Genomic DNA, 17,434 nt, shown 5'->3' on the forward strand with positions numbered 1-17,434 from the left:
ATTGTTCAAGGAAGTACGTCAATGATGCCAAATGCCAACAGCTTGTCGGAAAATAGACAGAAGCGAATACCGCGCTTGTTAGCAGAATTGAAGGCTGTGGTTGGCGTGAGCAATGTGTTGATCAGCCGTAGCCAGCAACAATCCTATGTACAAGGGGCGATTAAGGCAGTGACGGATGCGACGGTAGCGGTTGTGACGCCGCCCTCTCTTGTGGCGCTGTGGCGCGCGATTAACATCTGCGCTGATGCTGACGTGATTATTATTGCGCAAGCGGCCAATACAGGATTGACCGGTGGCTCAACACCGAACGGTGAGTATGATCGATCAGTGGTCATGATATCTATGCAGTTATTGGGCGGCGTGCACTTGCTCAATGATGCAGCAGAGTTGGTTGTTTTGCCAGCCGCTACTTTGCAGCAATTAGAGACCACGCTTGCGCCATTAGGACGTGAGCCGCACTCGGTGTTGGGTTCTAGCTGTGTGGGTGCCTCAGTGATAGGCGGTATCTGCAATAGCTCAGGTGGTATGCTGGTGCAGCGTGGCCCTGCCTATACTGAGATGGCGTTATTTGCCAGACGCAATGCTTCAGGAGTATTTGAGCTGATCAATCATTTAGGGCTGGATCTGGGGACGCATCCAGAAGAGATACTTAAGAACTTGCAAACAGGCAGGTTCCAAAAACAGTCAGACAGTACGAGCAGTAAAGCCTGCAACCAGCACTATCAATATAAAGTACGTGATTGCGATGCCGATACTCCGGCTAGATTTAATAATGATGCTAGCGGTCTGTATGAAGCATCTGGCTCAGCGGGTAAGGTGATTGTATTTGCGGTTAGAGTGGCGACATTTGCCAAACCCAAGCAAGAGCAAACGTTTTATATTTCGTCTGATGACGCAGATACTTTGACGGCACTCAGACAGCAGTGGTTAAAAAGCGAGCTGGCTCTGCCTGTCTTAGCAGAATATATGCACAAAGACTACAACGACATCACGCTGGATTATGGTCGTGACACTTGTCTGAGTATGCGCAAACTACCTGCTAGCAAGATAGGATCGCTGTATCGGCTGCAAGCAACCATGGGCTATTATCTGGACAAGTGGCATCTGCCAAAGACGTTACCTGATCGGATATTGCAACTGATCTCTAGGGTTATGCCGTCATCATTACCTGCCTCGTTGAGTACGCAGGCGCGCTCATATCAGTACCATTTGATTATTAAGGTGGCAGATGGCATCGATGGTAGTCGTAGCAACAGTAATGACGATGACATTGCCGCTGCACAGACGTTTTTGCAACACCATATGCAGCAGTATCAAGGCACATTACATACGTGTACAGAGACTGAATCACAAGCGTTATTGGTTTTTCGCAGTGCTGCTACGGCTGCTATGTTCCGTTATCACAATCTCAACCACACTGAATTTGGTGAGCTGCTATCGACTGATATCGCCTTGCCAAGAAACGCTGTAGATTGGGATGAAGTGTTACCCAAGCATCTGCAAGAACAAGTCAGCAAAACCTTTTATTTGGGACATTTTTTTTGTCATGTCCTGCATCAAGATTACTTGTTACACCCAACTACTAATGCCAAGCAGTTCAAGGAAGAGCTCTTAGCATTTTATGACCAGCGTCATATTGAATATCCTGCTGAACATAATGTCGGGCACATGTATCCCGCTAAGGCTGAGTTAAAGCAATTTTATAAAAAACTGGATCCAACCAACTCGTTAAATCCAGGTATCGGTCAGACAGAAAAATGGAAAAACTGGCGATCATCGCCTATTAAGGAGAAGTTAAATGACGAATGCTATTGATAAATCGCAGCAGCCGATTTTAGGGAACAATACTGTCGACCCAGAAACGCCGCAGGCAGGGCAGTGGCGTGCAGCAATGTGGAAGTTTCTATTGTTCTCAGCATTGGGTATCGCCCTATTTATCATACCGTTTGAGTGGGATGGTAAGGTCACGATTTTATTGGGCGTGTTGACCGATACGTTGCAAGCAGTATTGGGCGGGTTTGTGGTTTATATTGCTATGGCAATTGTGACCATCTCTGCGCTGGGCGCGCTGGCAGTCAAGGTGCTAAAACCCAATTTACCTGAAGACTCACTGTTAAAAAATCTTTTTGATGTTGATTGGTTTTGGCTGACCACCCGATTTTTGGGCATGCTATTTGTGTGGATGATTTATCTACAGATCGGTCCTGAATTTATTATCAATCGTAATACCGGCGGCGTCATTTTTGAAGATTTGATTCCTATCCTCATTCCGTTATTTTTCTTTGCCATTTTATCACTGCCATTTTTGACTGATTTTGGTTTGATGGAGTTTTTGGGCACCTTAGCCAGTAAGATTTTTATAAAGCTATTTAAATTGCCGGGTCGCTCAGCTGTCGATGCCATGTCTTCTTGGTTTGGAGCGGCGTCTATTGGTTTGTTGGTCACCATGCAGCAGTATGATAAGAGCTTTTATAGTCAGCGTGAAGCAGCCATCATCGCCACTACCTTTTCAGTGACCTCTATCGCCTTTACCTATGTTGTTGCCAAAACCATCGGCGTGGACAATAACTTTGTCTACTTTTATCTAACCATTGCGCTGACTGGTTTTATCGCTGCAATCATTATGCCGCGTATCCCGCCACTATCACTAAAGCCTGATACCTATCATGCTGGCAAAAGCATGCTGGACGAAGGTATTCCTGCACAGTACACCACTTATCAGTGGGCGATCAATCGCGCCGTCACGCGTGCACACTCTATGCCGAGCTTGGGTTATGTGTTCAAACGCAGCGTTGGTAACTTGTTCGATATCTACTTTGGACTGATTCCTGTTATTTTTGCCATCGGTACCATTGGTCTTGGATTGGCAGAGTATACGCCTGTCTTTAATTGGCTTGCGACCCCACTTGTGCCATTGCTTGAATGGTTGCAGATTCCAGAGGCCGCAAAAGCCGCGCCAGCTATGATTATGGGCTTTGCAGATATGTACTTGCCAGCACTGGTTGGCAAGAGTATTGAGAGTGAGATGACAAGATTTATCGTTGGTGCGGCCTCAATCACTCAGATTATCTACATGTCTGAAGTCGGTGCGCTTATCTTAAAATCAAACATCAAACTCAACGTATTAGAGCTGTTTTTTATCTTTATGCTGCGTACGCTTATTAGCTTGGTAGTGATTACCTCAGTGGCGCATCTACTGTATTAAACAGATACGTTACGATGAGGTTTGGCTAAGCGATACGGCAACTGGTGGTCCTGCTATTTTGACATAAGTGTGTAGGTCGCCAGTCGTTATAGGATGCCTATTACCACCATCAGTAAAGTAAACACCGTGAAGAATAAGAGGTAAGAATACTCATGAATACAGCAAACGCTACATACCTAACCAGACAAAAGGCCCAACAGGTCGCCCAAGAAGAAGTGGTATTAAATGCCGCTTATATTAATGGCGACTGGGTCGCTATTGACAGCCTCACGACCGATTCTGACAACAAAAACAGCCATGCCCTATATGACCCCAACTCAGGCGAAATAATTGCCACGACACGCTTGTGTAGCAGCGCTCATGTCGAATCAGCAGTCAGTGCTGCTACTCAGGCTTATGCCAGCTGGTCACACACTGATGTGAGCATACGCGCCCGTTATCTAAGCGCGATTGCAGAGTCTATGGAGCAGCAGTTTGATAAATTGGTTGGGCTATCGGTGCTAAACAACGGCAAGCCAATTGAGGAGGCCAAAATAGACGTTGGTGATGCGATTGCTTGCTATCGCTATTATGCCGATCTCATCACCGATCAGGCCACATGGTCTGAGGTATCTACACTTGAGTCGGGCATTAGGCTGCTAAAGACGTACGCGCCTGTAGGTGTTTGTGCGCTGATTACCCCCTGGAACTTCCCGATGGTGACGACAGCTTGGAAGCTAGCACCGGCGCTAGCAGCGGGCTGTACGGTATTATTAAAGCCGTCTGAGGTGACACTGTTGCCAGAGCTGATGTTAGGTAATATCTTATCCCAGATAGGATTGCCCCAAGGCGTGGTAAATATCTTACCAGGAGCAGCTGAAGTGGGCGCTGCTATGACCAGTCATCCGCTGATTGATAAAGTCTCGTTTACCGGCAGTAATGCGGTGGGCGAAAAGGTCATGAGTCAAGCAGCCAAAAACGTCAAAGACATCAGTCTAGAGCTGGGCGGAAAATCTGCCATCGTGGTATGTGCAGATGCTGACATTGATCACGCTTGTGATTTGATTATTGGTGGTATATTTACTAACGCCGGTCAAATATGTTCGGCAACTTCACGGCTAATTATCCACCAAAGTATAGCCGAGTCGCTATTTGAGACCTTAAAAGCAAAAACGACAAGCCTACAAATCGGTGACGGTTTTGATACCGAGACGCAAGTGGGTCCATTGGTGAGCAAGCAGCAACTCGACCAAGTCAAAAAATACGTTGATATTGCCGCCACCGAGCAGCTCACGTGCTTAACAGGTGGCAAGATAGTGGATAGCGCAGGATATTTTGCGACGCCAACCATCTATACAGATGTGCCAACGACCAGTCAGTTATGGATGGAAGAAGTGTTTGGCCCTGTATTAGTAAGCACAACTTTTACCGAAGCGTCAGAAGCCATTCGCCTAGCTAATGACAGCAAATTTGCCTTGGCAGCGACTATCGTGAGTGCCGATGAGACTGTAGCGCTAGAAATGGCATTACAAATCCAAGCAGGTCACCTTTGGATCAATGAGCAGCAAACCGTATTGCCAGAAGCGGGCTGGGGTGGATTTAAGCAAAGCGGTATCGGGCGCGAGCTGGGCGGCGATGGATTATCTGCTTACCAAAAGAGCAAGCACGTACTGCTGACACAATGAATGCTTACTTATTAAATTACTTATGGTTTTATAAGATACTTTAGAGCCGTGCCCCTAGCTATATGGTGATTGATAGCTAGGGGCATTAGCATCTTATGTTCTACTGACTAATTCGTTTACTATATCAAGGTTGTTAACGTTATTAAAAGGCATTAACTTTACTGGAGGGCTCATTCAGGATAAAATTGAGCAATCATTCAAATTTATCGCCGTGCTCATTTTTATATGATGTCACGGCTTTTTACATGGGGCATAGTATGTCACGCAGCGCACTCTACAATCGTCAAGACGCTCTGGATCGAGCATTACAGCTTTTTTGGCAAAAGGGCTTTCATGCCACATCCTTAAAAGATATCGAACAAGCGCTCGATATGCGTCCAGGGAGTATTTATGCTGCTTTTGGCAGTAAAGATGGCCTGTTTCAAGAGGCGCTAGAATACTATGCCCGCCTAGGACTGACCGAGCTTGAGCGTGTATTGAGCCATCATCAAACGCCTTTATCAGGTTTGGCCGCTTATATCAGGCAGCTGGGCGGTATTCGTGATAAAGCATTGCCGAGCCGTGCTTGTATGCTGGTCAAAAGCTTATTAGAGCTAGGCGCTCGTGAGCAGGCGGCGCTAGAGAAAGTTGAGCTGCTACTGGTAGGGATGGAGACGCGATTTATAGAGTGCTTCAAAAAGGCTCAGCAGATAGGTGAGATAGACAGTCAGCTTGATGCAGTGAGGCTAGGACGACGACTACAGGCGGAGGTCATGGGTCTGCGTGCATTCGCACAGCGTGATGTCGATAGTGCGGCGATTCATAATCTTGCTGAAGATATGGCCTCATCTATAGAAGCGCTGCGACTTGATCATTCAGCAAAAGCCTAGCAGTGGATTAGATATCTCTATCGCTGTGAAGCCTCTAACTGCTTGAGGGTATGGTAGCCGCCATGGATGCGGGTAAAGATCGTAATCGCGCAAGCAGTCGCAAAGATACTGGCAAGTAGCACAAAATGCTGTGGCCAAATACAAAAAGCGATGAATAGCGCGATGGTTTCGGTGCCTTCAGTGAGGCCGTTTAGGTAGTAAAAGCTTTTGTACTTAAACTGAGGTTTATCCAATTTGAATTTTTCTGCGGCAATCGCAAATGCCAAAAAGCTCGACCCAGTTCCTATGAACGCCGCTAGCAATAACGCGCCTGCAATAGCGTTCTGTGCAGGGTTGGCCAATATAAACCCAAGTGGCACGGCGGCATAAAATAAAAAATCGAGCGTAATATCCAAATAACCACCTGCGCTTGAGCTTTGCTGTGCATGACGTGCCAATGCGCCATCGAGACCATCAAAGAGTCGATTCACAATAATGGCTGCTAGTGCGCCATACCACAGCCCAAAGGCAATGAGTGGCAATGCTAGCATCCCAATCAAGAACCCAGCGACTGTCAACTGATCTGCGGTGACACCGCGTTGGTGCAAGATCACGACGACAGGACTCAATATCGGTTTGATAATAGGCGTAATAAATTTGTCTAGCATGCGATCTGCCTTTTGTATTTTGCTTATATAGTCAATCCAATATAAAAGCGTTACAGCGTTAACCTCGCTTGAAGTATGACAGATACATCTTCACTCGGTTGCCTTGTACCACTCTTAAATTGGATCAACTATACTGTCTTTGGACGTCTGAGCATGATGATCAAGGTTGGCTGGCTATCGCTCAAGATGAATGATTTTGCCGCCTGCTGCTTTGGCATCGCTCTCATCATGTGTCACCATGATAGCAGGGAGCTTGTATGTCTGTATTTGCTCAAAGACCAGCTGGCGCGTGTCTTGTCTGAGCTGAGTATCAAGCTTACTAAAGGGCTCATCCAGTAGTATGGCTTTGGGTGCGCCAAGCAAGGTCCGTAGTAATGCCACGCGCGCTTGTTGACCACCTGATAGATTATCAGGATGCCGATCTCCCATACTTGCCAAACCTACTTGTGCTAACGCGTGCTCTATTCTTTCGAGTCGCTGTTTTTTACCAACATTTTTATTGTTTTTTGGCATCGCAAAAGCAATATTGCCTGCCACTGACAAATGCGAGAACAGCAGTGCATCTTGATAGAGTACGCCAATACCGCGCATGTGCGCTGGCAGGTGAGTGACGTCTTGATCGTTTAGCCATACCGTGCCAGTCGCCGTAAAATCCTCGGATAATGATCCCGTCAGCCAGTTGAGTAAGCTTGACTTGCCACTACCAGAAGGCCCCATTACGGTGAGTATGTCGCCACCAGCGATATGCTCATCCATACTGAGTAATCGCTCGTTTTGACGAAACAGCTGCAAGTCTTTTATCTGTAAAGTTGATGGCATCGAGAACCCTTTAAGTGCGTTTTTAACGGCGAATATTTCTATGAGCATTGTTTTTGATAACTACCGTTTTTCATGAATATTGTGTTTGATGACCGTTTTATTAACGATCAGACTACTAACGAGCGCCACTTCTAAAAAATAACTTGGGTAATATCCAAGCCAGTATAAACCCAATGAGCGGTAGCACCATTTGTATGATGGCATAAACGGCACTGGTACGCCTACTGGCACCGTTCGCGAGTGTGATTGCTTCTGTTGTTATCGTGGCAATACGACCGCCGCCTGCCAATAGTGTGGGTAGATACTGACCAAAGCTAATCGCTAGACCAAGTGCGATAGCAATCAAAATCGGGGCAAACAATTGCGGCAGTTTGATTTGAAAGAACACCTTAATTGGTGCTGCACCTAAGCTGGCTGCCACATGGGCAAAGCGAGGATCTAGACGTCGATAGCTACTGGCAAGTGACAAAAACACATAAGGTAAGACAAATAACACATGCGCAAAGACAACATTGAAAAATGCTGATTGGTAATTGATCAATTGCTGCATCCACACCAAGCCAAACAAAAAGGCAATGCTGGGCACCAGTAGTGGTAAGTAAATAATCAAACTGGTCAAGTTTGAAAGGTGCCTTGCACGCAATTGCTCAGCTTCTAAACACAATAGGGCAAGTACAATCGCAAATGCAGTGCTGACAAGACCGATAGTTAGGGTGTTAAAAAGTGGCGTATCCATCTGTGCAAAGGCACTATCAAAATGCAGCCAGACAAACTGCTCTGGTAGCATTGCTGGGAATCGCCAATAGCCAGCGATAGACCATAATACCAAACCCACAAGCGAGAGCAGCATAAAACCGATAACGAAGACAGTAAGTACACCAGTAGCTTTTTGCCATGCTGTGTCCGCATATCGGCGTTTGCCATGGGTCAAAGAGTGGCTACAGACTGCTTTGATGGCTTTTTCACCGCCTAACCAAAAAGCGACCAGCCCTGCCGTCAATGCCAGCTGTAATAGTGCTCCAGCAGAGGCCTTTATACGCAAGGTCAAATCCACATCATTGAACCAATTCATGATAGAGACGGCGAGCGTGGGCGGGGTGTTAGGACCGAGTATCAATGGCATCTCAACGCTTGCACTGGCATAAGCGAGTACCGCCAATATGGGCAGACGTAAAAAAGGGTATAACAGAGGAAATACTGCCTTAAAAAAAGCAGTGATCGGGTAGTAGCCGAGATTGAGTGCGACTTTATATTGCTGTCGTAGCTTTTTACCAAGCTCAGGCTGTGCTAACGCGCCTAACGCCATTAATAACAAAAATGGGAGCTCTTTTAAGGTCAAGCCCAAAATGATGCTAATGCCATAAGGGTCATGTGGCAATATACCATTCGGTGCCAACGCCCAGCCGCTGAGCCACGGAGAGATGAGCCGTGCAAACATCCCAGACGGCGCAATCAAAAACCCTACCGCAATAGCGGCTGCGGCATGAGGAATGACTAAGATAGGACTCAGTAAGTGCTCAATACGTTGTAGCCAAATACTGTTAAAAAAGGCTGCCAATATCATCAGTGCGAGAATAAAAGCAAGTAGGGTGCTGATGAGTCCAGTAGCAACGCTCAAGGCTGCCATCTGAGTAAGTCCTGGCGTTTGCCAAAGCTCAGTAAACCCCTGTAAGTTAAGCGTGGTTCTATCGAGCGCAGGCACCCAGCCAAAAGCAGGCAACACCACACCAATCAGACCGCCCAATACAGGTAGTATCAATATCAAAACCAAGAGTTTTGGACTCAAAGTGACAATACGTGTAAACCAGTCTGTTTGCTCAAGGACAATAGGTTTGGCGTTCGCTTGCGTCTTTGCTATTTTGTCAAAACCCTGACTCATGGGCTTACCCCATAACGCATTTGCCAACCTTGCATAATGGCATCTACCCAGCTTGGATGCGGTTCACTCACTGTGCGCGTGATGCTGTCAAAGGGTAGGGCGCTTGGGTGTGTTTGCTTACCATCAAACAGTGCTTGCTGCTCAGGACTGAGCATCGACTGGACCAGTACCGTTTTGTCACCCCATACGGCAGGAATTTGCTTACGCGCCTGCGCCTCTGGACTTAGTAGAAAATTGGCGACCAACTGCGCGGCTTGTGGGTGATTTGTATTGTAAGGAATGGCAACAAAGTGCGTATTACTCAAGCTACCATCACTCATCGCATAGCTACGTATACTTTTGGGCAAATCATAACGTTGCACGGCTGCAGGCACTTCAGGCGCTGAGAACGTAAAGGCGAGACTCAGCTCGGTATCATCGACCAAACGGCGCATCTGTGCCCCCGTCTGTAAAAACTGCTCACCATCACGCCACAGCGTCGGATGAAAGTCATCCAAAAATGCCCATAATGGATCTAGTACGAGCGCGATGTTTTGTTCAGTGGCAGGCAGGTTCAATTGTGCTTTGGTGTTTTGACCGGTCTCAGCATCGTGCTGTTCATGGAGCATGACCAACGCATATTTTAAAAAGCTCATACCCAAAAAATCAGGCGGCTTTGGGTAGCTAAAGCGTCCAGGATTCTGTGCTGTCCAAGTGCTGAGTTCATCAAGGGTGGTCGGCGGTGTATTGACAGAGAGACTGTCATAATAAAAGGTCAATGATGCCTGTCCCCAAGGGGCTTCCATTCCTTCGGTTGGTACACCAAAATCATAATTGACTGTCGGATTATTATTGGGATCGGTTAATGAGAAATTTGGCAGTTTATTTGCCCATTGCTTGAGTAACAATGAGTTTTCACTCATGGTGGCAAAGTTAGCGCCATTAATCCATACCAGATCAACACTGCCCTGATCGTTATTGTTGGCTGACTTTTCTGCGAGTACGCGGCTGACAGCCTCACTGGTATCGCTCAGTTTGACATGGACTAAGTTAATATTATATTTATCATCAACCTGCTTGGCCGCCCACTGTAAATAAGCATTGATCTGTGGATCGCCGCCCCACGCATAAAAATAAACGTCTTGGTTCTTACCTTGCGCCTCTATTTGTTGCCATGGCGATAACGCTTGGTCACTCATGGTGCTATTGGTTGATGCGGTACTGGCAGAAATACCAATACAAATGCCAAGCATCGCTGCATAAGCACTGCGTTTTGTGGAGCGTCTTAGCATCAGTAGAGAAGAGGTTGGGTCCATTGAAGCTTCCATTATGCTTATATGTCTGAGTTGAGCTGATAAAAACTATTAGGGACGCGCCCTAGCTCAACCAGATGATCTCAGGCTTGTTTTGTCGATCAGGTCATTCAATGGCCATACAGGCGGCTAACCACGACGCCATGTGTGATATTTCTCTAACCAGTTCAATACGGTTTCAGGGGCATGGTTGCGTTTCCATTCGCCAGCAACATATTTGTTGCCCTCCGCCCATGTTGGGTAGGTGTGAATAGTACCAAGTATTTTGTTCAGTCCCAAGCCATGTTTCATTGCGAGTACAAATTCGCTCATCAAATCACCAGCGTGCTCGGACACTATCGTAACCCCTAGGATTTTGTCTTTGCCTTTGGGTGTAATAACTTTAATAAAGCCTTTGGCAGCGCTATCAGTGATCGCACGATCTAATTCTTCAAAGTCGTAGCGCGTCACTTCAAAATCAATGCCTTTATCGATTGCTTCTTGCTCGTTCAAACCCACGCGAGCGACTTCTGGATCAATAAAGGTCGTCCATGGAATCACTCGGTAATCAACTTTGAACTTCTTAAAGTGACCAAACAAGCCATTGACCGCAGCATACCACCCTTGATGTGAGGCGACATGTGTAAATTGATAAGGCCCAACAATATCGCCTGCTGCATAAATATTAGGATACAGCGTTTCTAGATATTCATTGGTAACCACCGTACGATCTGTCTCGATACCGAGCGCTTCTAGTCCATAACCTTCAAGACGAGCGCTGCGACCGACTGCACACAGTAGCTCATCGTATTCAAGCGCCATCTCTGGTTGTAGATTTTCTTGTAGGCCTTTTTGCTGACTGCTTTGATCCTCATCACCCAGCTGCTGAACGATAATGTACTTTTTGCCATCACGAATCTCGCAGCGAACCGCTTGATGTGATGTCAAAACCATGACACCGCTGGCCTCTAGTGCGTTTTGAGCAAACTCGGAGACTTCCTCATCTTCTTTTTTCATAAGACGTGTGCTGCGTTCGATTTGCGTGACATCTGAGCCTAGACGCGCAAATGCTTGTGCCAGCTCAGAGCCAATAGGGCCACCACCTAACACAACGAGCTTTTTGGGCGTCTCATCAAGCGTTGCAAATTTCTCCCACAAGGTATCGCTGGTGACATAACCTGTCTCCTCAATACCTGGAAGCGGCGGGACAAAGGGACGTGCACCAGTGGCAAGTACAATAGTGCGTGCCGTGAGCGTCTGAGTGCCACCATCATTGAGGGTGACCTCTACTGTCCATGGATCGATCAGTTTGGCATACCCTTTTAGGACTTCAACGCCCAGATCAGTGTAGCGCTCGACGCTATCGTGCGGTGCAATCTCCGCGATGACATCGTGCACGCGCGCCATGACTTTTTTGAATGAAAAATGCGGCGTGGTATTCTCAAGACCATACTTCTCACCATCACGCATCTGCTCTGCGACTTTTGCACTTTTAATAATGGCCTTGCTTGGGACACAGCCATAGTTCAAGCAGTCCCCGCCCATCTCTCCTGCTTCAATCAGGGTGACTTTTGCCCTGACGGTCGCGGCGATGTAGCTGGTCACTAGACCGCCTGCACCTGCACCGATGACGATCATATTGCGATCGAATGTTTTGGGCTTATTGTAGTTCTTATAGACGCGTCTTTTTTTGAACATATTTATCACTCCTTTTGCGATCAATGGGAACAAGCCCAATAGCGCAAATGAGAGGATCAAATCGAATGATAAGATCCCTGATAGACTATCAATTTGTGCCAACTGTGTCCCTGCATTTACAAAAACAAAAGTACCAGCAAGCATACCGATTTGGCTAACCCAATAGTAAGTCCATGACTTGATAGCGGTAACGCCCATCAACAGATTAATCAAAAAGAACGGAAATATCGGTACCAATCGCAAGGTAAATAAGTAAAACGCGCCTTCTTTTTCAACGCCTTTATCAATTGCTGCCAGGCGCTCAGGAAAGCGCTGCTTGATGGTATCGCGCAGCAGATAACGTGAGGTCAAAAAAGCGAGCGTTGCACCGATAGTAGAGGCAAATGAGGCAATCAGTAAGCCCTGAACCAAGCCGAACAGTGCTCCCGCTGCTAAAGTTAAAATAGCAGCGCCTGGTAAGGATAGGGCAGTGACGACTACATAGAGTAAGAAGAACCCACCGATAACCAGTAACGGGGACTGTGCCTTATACTCATTGAACTGAGACATCGACCCTTTTAAGCCGTCAAGCGTCAGTAATTGGTTGAGGTCAAAATAAAAAAAGCTTGCCGCTAGTATCAATATTAATAGTATTAAAAATATTCTCTTAATCATGAGTGATCCGGCCCAATAGTGTGGCGAAGGCTAAAGTCGTCGTCATTGCACTATGAGTAGTGTCATGACGTGATGGTAGTAATTGTATAGAGCTACTGCGCTGAACGGTTTACTGGTATGCCTGAGACAAAACGTAAAACCTCAGAACTATAGTATATGACCTGCAACCTGCTGTCTGGTATTTATATTATTTGGTAATTATAGAGTCTAACAGCAGATGCAACCAAAAATTATGCCACAGCAGCGTTTTTGCCCAGTGTCCAAGTGTCATAGTCTCTCATCAAGAACAGTACCAAGCAAGCAGCTAGCATCGGCCATGCGGCAAAGAACAGCAAGTTGTCAAAGGGTTGAAGATAAAGATGGAAGGTGGCAAAGGTCGAGGCAGCATGGAGCAATAAAATAATACCGTATGTCCATTTTTTGAATAAACCCGCGACAAATAACAATATGAGAATGATCTGCAAGCTAGCAACCGCATAAACCATACTAGTGCCCAAGTTTTCTAGAGCGTAAAACTTAGCAAATACATTGGCAGCATGCTCAGGGTTTACGAATTTGTCTAGTGTCCAAACAAGAAAGACAATAAAAACACCCAGTCGAAGTAATAGTAATGAGAGAGGTAAGTGTTTTGGCATGAGTGATCTCTTCTGAGAAAGGGTGAAAGTGAATTAAAAACGATATAAACACAGCTATATAGGTAATCTACGTAGATGATGACAGTGCAAATATCTGCTATTACATGTCAATAGACATAGTCGACATACTTATATATTTGAGTGATTACTCAAATATAAATAAAAGATTACCGCTGAATACCTTAAAATCGCATTGTAGTGGTTATTGAATGACTGTTCAAGCTTATACATTCATAATATGGTATTTATAGGGCTTGGTTACTTTTTTCGACCAAACCAGCAATAGTCGCTTAAAGAAGTATAACCACTTATAGGTGCTGTTTTCTTGATTGTAGACAATGCATTTCCAAGCAGTTTGGTAAGCGAATGTCTACGCCACCTGACTCTAGATAGCAAAACCCCTTCATAGAACAATGATTCTATGAAGGGGTTTTGACTATAAACTTATCTAAGCAGTACAGCAGTAAAAAGATACCTACCACATCAAATCGTCTGGAATCACATAAGCGGCGTAAGGATCATCTTCTTCTAGTACTTCTTCAGCGGTGTCATTAGACACGACCATGAAGCCTTCCATTTTTGTATCGATGCGATCTGCCAATGGACGAGGAAGTAGGGCGTAGCTATCTTCTAGTCGTGCGATCACGACATGACCTGCTACGATCTGATCATACAGCTTCTGTGTGATAGCAATTTTCTTTACTTTAGACTCATCGACGAACTGATAGCTGACCTCACCATCTGTATCCGCTATTTGATGCTGCTTAATCATTTGGATGATATTAGCCTTTAATGCTTTTTCTTCTAGCGCTTGCTGTTTTTGTTGATTGAGCTGCTGATCTTTTTCAAGCTTTTTTGCTTGGGCATCTGCCAGCGCTTTTTTGGTCTCTAGACTTTCTGAGTCGCCAGTACGCTTGGCATGCTGAGTTTGCTTGCTGATTTTTTTGGCTTTTTTACTATCGACCAATCCAGCCTTTAATAGTTGAGCCTGTAGGGCGTTTTTTGCCATAATTTAATCACCTAAATAACGATACGTAAGTCTTAAATGCTGAATCATAAATACTAAAGGAGGTATTGTAGCAAACTTTAGTAGCGCTTGTGGTTACGCACTGGCTGAAACCGTCCAAATTGGTTATCATCGAATTAAGGGATAGCGTTTGTAACGCTTTCTCACGTATACAGGGCGTAGGTTGGCGGTATATGCCAAGCTATATAAGAATAAATAACACAATCTAAGGATGGATTATGACAACCTCACAGCATATTTTAGCTTGTATTGACGGCTCAGCAGTGACCGAATCAGTTTGTGACTATGCAGCATGGTATGCCAGCAGACTGAACCTACCTGTTGGGCTATTACATGTCAGCGATGTACCCGCCTCAGTCAGACGTGACTTGTCAGGGGCGATAGGGGTAAACAGCCGCCAGTTTTTGCTACAAGAGTTGTCGCAATTAGATGAGCAAAGAGCAAAGGTCGTTAATAGCTATAGCAATGCCTTGGTACAAGACGCAAAAAGTCATATCCAAAATCACTTCGCCGATGTCAATGTGCGCGTGTATCAGCGCCACGGTAAGCTGTTGCCTAGTATTGAACACTTCAAAACAGAAAACCGTGCAATCGTGATGGGACGGCGCGGTGAAGATCATAAAAACAGCCGAATCAATATTGGTAGCCAAATCGAGACGGTGGCTCGTGGATCGGACATACCCATACTGATCTGCTCAGAGACCTTTGAAACGCCTAAATCCTATATGATTGCGTTTGATGGGAGTAAAACCTCCATCAAAGCGGCATGGATGGTAGCAAAAAGCCCTTTATTAAAAGGCTTGAAAGGTCATATCGTGATGGTGGGTAATCATAATGATGCTGCCAAGCAAAGTATGAGCGGCGCCGCGGCTGAGCTAGAGGACGCAGGCTTTGTGGTTGAAGCACATCACTTATCTGCTGCTGATACTGTTGATGGGTTATTAACATTTCAAGTGGATAATCATATCGATATTATGGTGGTAGGTGCTTACGGACACTCTAAGTGGCAGCAGCTATTCCTTGGAAGCACCACGACAGAAATCATCGCCAGCACGTTGTCACCTGTCATTTTAGTGCGTTAGTTGGTACGTCAGTAAGTCCTTGCTGCTTTTTTTGTTAGGCTGCTTGTTTCTTTATTAGAAAGACACTAGATTAAGCTCACACCAGCTTTTGCTAGGCTATTGGTCTAAGCACATATGGTCTACGCACACAGTGTCATCGTCTACTATCCATTGTCATAAGCGGTTATCTAGCGCGCCAGACAACCGCTTGAGTTGGATGATGAGTGATTCAGCAATTTCACATTATCCTAGGAATACTTTATGCGTATCAATGCAGATTTCTCATGCCGTGCTGCCCTTACACCTGCAAACCATCAATGGGTACAGTCGCCTCAGAGCGGCGTAGAGCGTGTCATGCTAGACCGCGTGGGTGAAGAAAAAGCCCGTGCAACCAGTCTTGTGCGCTATGCACCGAACTCTTATTTTCCGCATCATATGCATCCAGGCGGAGAAGAGATTCTAGTCCTGTCAGGGACATTTTCTGCAGACGACACACATTATCCAGCAGGGTGGTATTTACGTAACCCACCAAACTCAGGTCACAAACCCTATAGCGATGAAGGCGCGGTGATCTTTGTTAAACTGCGACAAATGACATCTGATGAATCAAATCATGTGGCTATCGACACTCAAGATAGGACCAATTGGCAGCGACAAGGCAACCGTGATGTCTGTCCTCTTTTTTCAAATGGGACTGAGCAGGTGAGCTTGCTACGTATAGACGCTGGCGAGTTGCTATTTACTGATCTTGTCAGCGGCGGTGCAGAGTTATTGGTGTTAGCAGGTGAGCTGCTAGACGAGGGACAAGTATATCAGCGTGATGGGTGGATACGTCTACCTACAGACACATATGCACAGACCAAGGCAGGACCAAAGGGTGCTACGATATATCTAAAAGTGGGGCACCTTAGCCAAGTGGTGGGTTCAGAAATAGACAATACCTAAAAAAATCGTTCTGGAAGCATATTACCCACATAAACGACCAGCGAGCAAAATAGTTGACACACTAATTTTCTATATTTGATGTGTCAACTATACGTCAAGCGATGTCTTAAAAATCGACTTTGTACTCATAACTCTGTGTCGATAAAACACTTCCTCGTATAGTAGTATCAACCCCTCTATCTGCAGTCATAATTACAGTTTCTCTAGCTCGCGCTCTGTTCAATATCACTCCAGCACATTCACAAATTATCAAGCAGCAATATCTGAAATAAGATAGGCCTACTATCGTCTTGCAAAAATAAGCCATCCATATAGTATCCCATGCCGTTGAGCACATCAGACCCTACTAATAGTCTAAGACGCCTATCAGTGTTTTAAAAATACTTATAGGTATAAAACAGACAAGGAATAAATACCATCTGAAAGTAGCCTACTTGTGTCGTCTAGTATTCATGGCATCATTCCAAAAATCCCATAGGCTTTTCGTTGAAATAAATAGATTTGATTATATCTTGAATAAATAACCGAATATTAATGAGTATTTGATTTATAAAATTTATTTTTAAGAAAAAATTGTAAAAAGGTCGTATATTTTAATAGAAACTAAAAATAGCTATGCGTAGTCATAAATAGTACTTATTTTTAGTTTTATAATGATTAAGTGTACTGATACAAAGGGTTAGCCACATCTAGATAGCATCAAAAACATCAAAAGTTAGGACTTTTCTGATAAGGATTATAGGATATATATTTGTGTCAAGTTAGAAAACTTCAGATTGAGTATGATAAAATCCATAAAAGATACAGGCACTTAGAGGGATTTTGTAACTAGAAATGCGTCAACTCGATTTTTCCTTACTTTGAGAAGGCGTTTCACTTGGGAGTAGAACTGTCATGATTATAAATACTTAGCAGTGACTTTTACATACTGAAACTGACCTATGCTGTCAAATCTGTAGACATTGACTTGGGAGATTTTAGTTACGCAGCTTGACGATAAAAATCAAACCACACCTGTCTTGGCGTTTTATAGCCCAAACCCTTTTGGATTCTAGTCTGG

At 45.2% G+C, this 17,434-nt stretch carries 13 protein-coding genes; 6 read left to right on the top strand and 7 right to left on the bottom strand.

The window, feature by feature from the left end; translation table 11 throughout:
• The first annotated feature begins 21 nt into the window (after positions 1-21).
• From dld to NJD71_RS11955, 4 genes are all read left to right on the top strand, one after another.
• Complete coding sequence (dld, locus tag NJD71_RS11940) at positions 22-1,815, top strand: D-lactate dehydrogenase (protein WP_319052161.1); 1,794 nt, start codon at positions 22-24, stop codon at positions 1,813-1,815.
• Positions 1,799-3,205 carry a YjiH family protein gene (locus tag NJD71_RS11945; protein ID WP_319052162.1) on the top strand — a complete coding sequence of 469 codons (1,407 nt, stop codon included), beginning with the start codon at positions 1,799-1,801 and terminating at the stop codon, positions 3,203-3,205. The genes dld and NJD71_RS11945 overlap by 17 nt, the downstream gene beginning before the upstream one ends.
• Before the next feature lie 152 nt (positions 3,206-3,357).
• Positions 3,358-4,869, top strand: coding sequence for an aldehyde dehydrogenase family protein (locus tag NJD71_RS11950; RefSeq protein WP_319052163.1), 1,512 nt, complete (start codon positions 3,358-3,360; stop codon positions 4,867-4,869).
• 257 nt (positions 4,870-5,126) lie between these two features.
• Positions 5,127-5,738 carry a TetR/AcrR family transcriptional regulator gene (locus tag NJD71_RS11955; protein ID WP_319052164.1) on the top strand — a complete coding sequence of 204 codons (612 nt, stop codon included), beginning with the start codon at positions 5,127-5,129 and terminating at the stop codon, positions 5,736-5,738.
• A 17-nt stretch (positions 5,739-5,755) separates the two neighbouring features.
• On the opposite strand, the gene NJD71_RS11960 is transcribed toward NJD71_RS11955, so the two are convergent.
• From NJD71_RS11960 to NJD71_RS11990, 7 genes are all read right to left on the bottom strand, one after another.
• On the bottom strand, positions 5,756-6,385 hold the full coding sequence (locus tag NJD71_RS11960) for a CDP-alcohol phosphatidyltransferase family protein (protein ID WP_319052165.1): 630 nt from the start codon (positions 6,383-6,385) through the stop codon (positions 5,756-5,758).
• A gap of 174 nt (positions 6,386-6,559) precedes the next feature.
• Positions 6,560-7,204, bottom strand: coding sequence for an ATP-binding cassette domain-containing protein (locus tag NJD71_RS11965; RefSeq protein WP_319052166.1), 645 nt, complete (start codon positions 7,202-7,204; stop codon positions 6,560-6,562).
• A gap of 115 nt (positions 7,205-7,319) precedes the next feature.
• Positions 7,320-9,083 (bottom strand): ABC transporter permease, encoded by a 1,764-nt coding sequence (locus NJD71_RS11970; RefSeq protein ID WP_319052167.1) that lies wholly within the window; start codon positions 9,081-9,083, stop codon positions 7,320-7,322.
• Positions 9,080-10,378, bottom strand: coding sequence for an ABC transporter substrate-binding protein (locus NJD71_RS11975; protein WP_319052168.1), 1,299 nt, complete (start codon positions 10,376-10,378; stop codon positions 9,080-9,082). The genes NJD71_RS11970 and NJD71_RS11975 overlap by 4 nt, the downstream gene beginning before the upstream one ends.
• A gap of 126 nt (positions 10,379-10,504) precedes the next feature.
• Complete coding sequence (locus NJD71_RS11980) at positions 10,505-12,706, bottom strand: FAD-dependent oxidoreductase (RefSeq protein ID WP_319052169.1); 2,202 nt, start codon at positions 12,704-12,706, stop codon at positions 10,505-10,507.
• A 230-nt stretch (positions 12,707-12,936) separates the two neighbouring features.
• A complete protein-coding gene (locus NJD71_RS11985) occupies positions 12,937-13,341 on the bottom strand; it encodes a hypothetical protein (protein ID WP_319052170.1) in 405 nt (134 codons plus the stop codon).
• Positions 13,342-13,816: 475 nt separating this feature from the next.
• Positions 13,817-14,350 carry a DUF2058 domain-containing protein gene (locus NJD71_RS11990; RefSeq protein WP_319052171.1) on the bottom strand — a complete coding sequence of 178 codons (534 nt, stop codon included), beginning with the start codon at positions 14,348-14,350 and terminating at the stop codon, positions 13,817-13,819.
• A gap of 236 nt (positions 14,351-14,586) precedes the next feature.
• On the opposite strand from NJD71_RS11990, the gene NJD71_RS11995 reads away from it, so the two are divergent.
• Positions 14,587-15,450 (top strand): universal stress protein, encoded by an 864-nt coding sequence (locus tag NJD71_RS11995; RefSeq protein WP_319052172.1) that lies wholly within the window; start codon positions 14,587-14,589, stop codon positions 15,448-15,450.
• Positions 15,451-15,690: 240 nt separating this feature from the next.
• Positions 15,691-16,374, top strand: a complete 684-nt coding sequence (locus tag NJD71_RS12000; RefSeq protein ID WP_319052173.1) for a cupin domain-containing protein — start codon at positions 15,691-15,693, stop codon at positions 16,372-16,374.
• Positions 16,375-17,434: the final 1,060 nt, after the last annotated feature.

The organism is Psychrobacter sp. PP-21, assembly GCF_033790785.1.
Taxonomy (GTDB): Bacteria; Pseudomonadota; Gammaproteobacteria; order Pseudomonadales; family Moraxellaceae; genus Psychrobacter.

Coding starts and splice junctions, on each gene's coding strand:
- NJD71_RS11950 (WP_319052163.1), top strand. CDS start 3,358: ATGAATACAGCAAACGCTACATACCTAACCAGACAAAAGGCCCAACAG.
- NJD71_RS11955 (WP_319052164.1), top strand. CDS start 5,127: ATGTCACGCAGCGCACTCTACAATCGTCAAGACGCTCTGGATCGAGCA.
- NJD71_RS11995 (WP_319052172.1), top strand. CDS start 14,587: ATGACAACCTCACAGCATATTTTAGCTTGTATTGACGGCTCAGCAGTG.
- NJD71_RS11990 (WP_319052171.1), bottom strand. CDS start 14,350: ATGGCAAAAAACGCCCTACAGGCTCAACTATTAAAGGCTGGATTGGTC.
- NJD71_RS11975 (WP_319052168.1), bottom strand. CDS start 10,378: ATGGACCCAACCTCTTCTCTACTGATGCTAAGACGCTCCACAAAACGC.
- NJD71_RS11965 (WP_319052166.1), bottom strand. CDS start 7,204: ATGCCATCAACTTTACAGATAAAAGACTTGCAGCTGTTTCGTCAAAAC.
- NJD71_RS11970 (WP_319052167.1), bottom strand. CDS start 9,083: ATGAGTCAGGGTTTTGACAAAATAGCAAAGACGCAAGCGAACGCCAAA.
- NJD71_RS11985 (WP_319052170.1), bottom strand. CDS start 13,341: ATGCCAAAACACTTACCTCTCTCATTACTATTACTTCGACTGGGTGTT.
- NJD71_RS11980 (WP_319052169.1), bottom strand. CDS start 12,706: ATGATTAAGAGAATATTTTTAATACTATTAATATTGATACTAGCGGCA.
- NJD71_RS11945 (WP_319052162.1), top strand. CDS start 1,799: ATGACGAATGCTATTGATAAATCGCAGCAGCCGATTTTAGGGAACAAT.
- NJD71_RS11960 (WP_319052165.1), bottom strand. CDS start 6,385: ATGCTAGACAAATTTATTACGCCTATTATCAAACCGATATTGAGTCCT.
- dld (WP_319052161.1), top strand. CDS start 22: ATGATGCCAAATGCCAACAGCTTGTCGGAAAATAGACAGAAGCGAATA.
- NJD71_RS12000 (WP_319052173.1), top strand. CDS start 15,691: ATGCGTATCAATGCAGATTTCTCATGCCGTGCTGCCCTTACACCTGCA.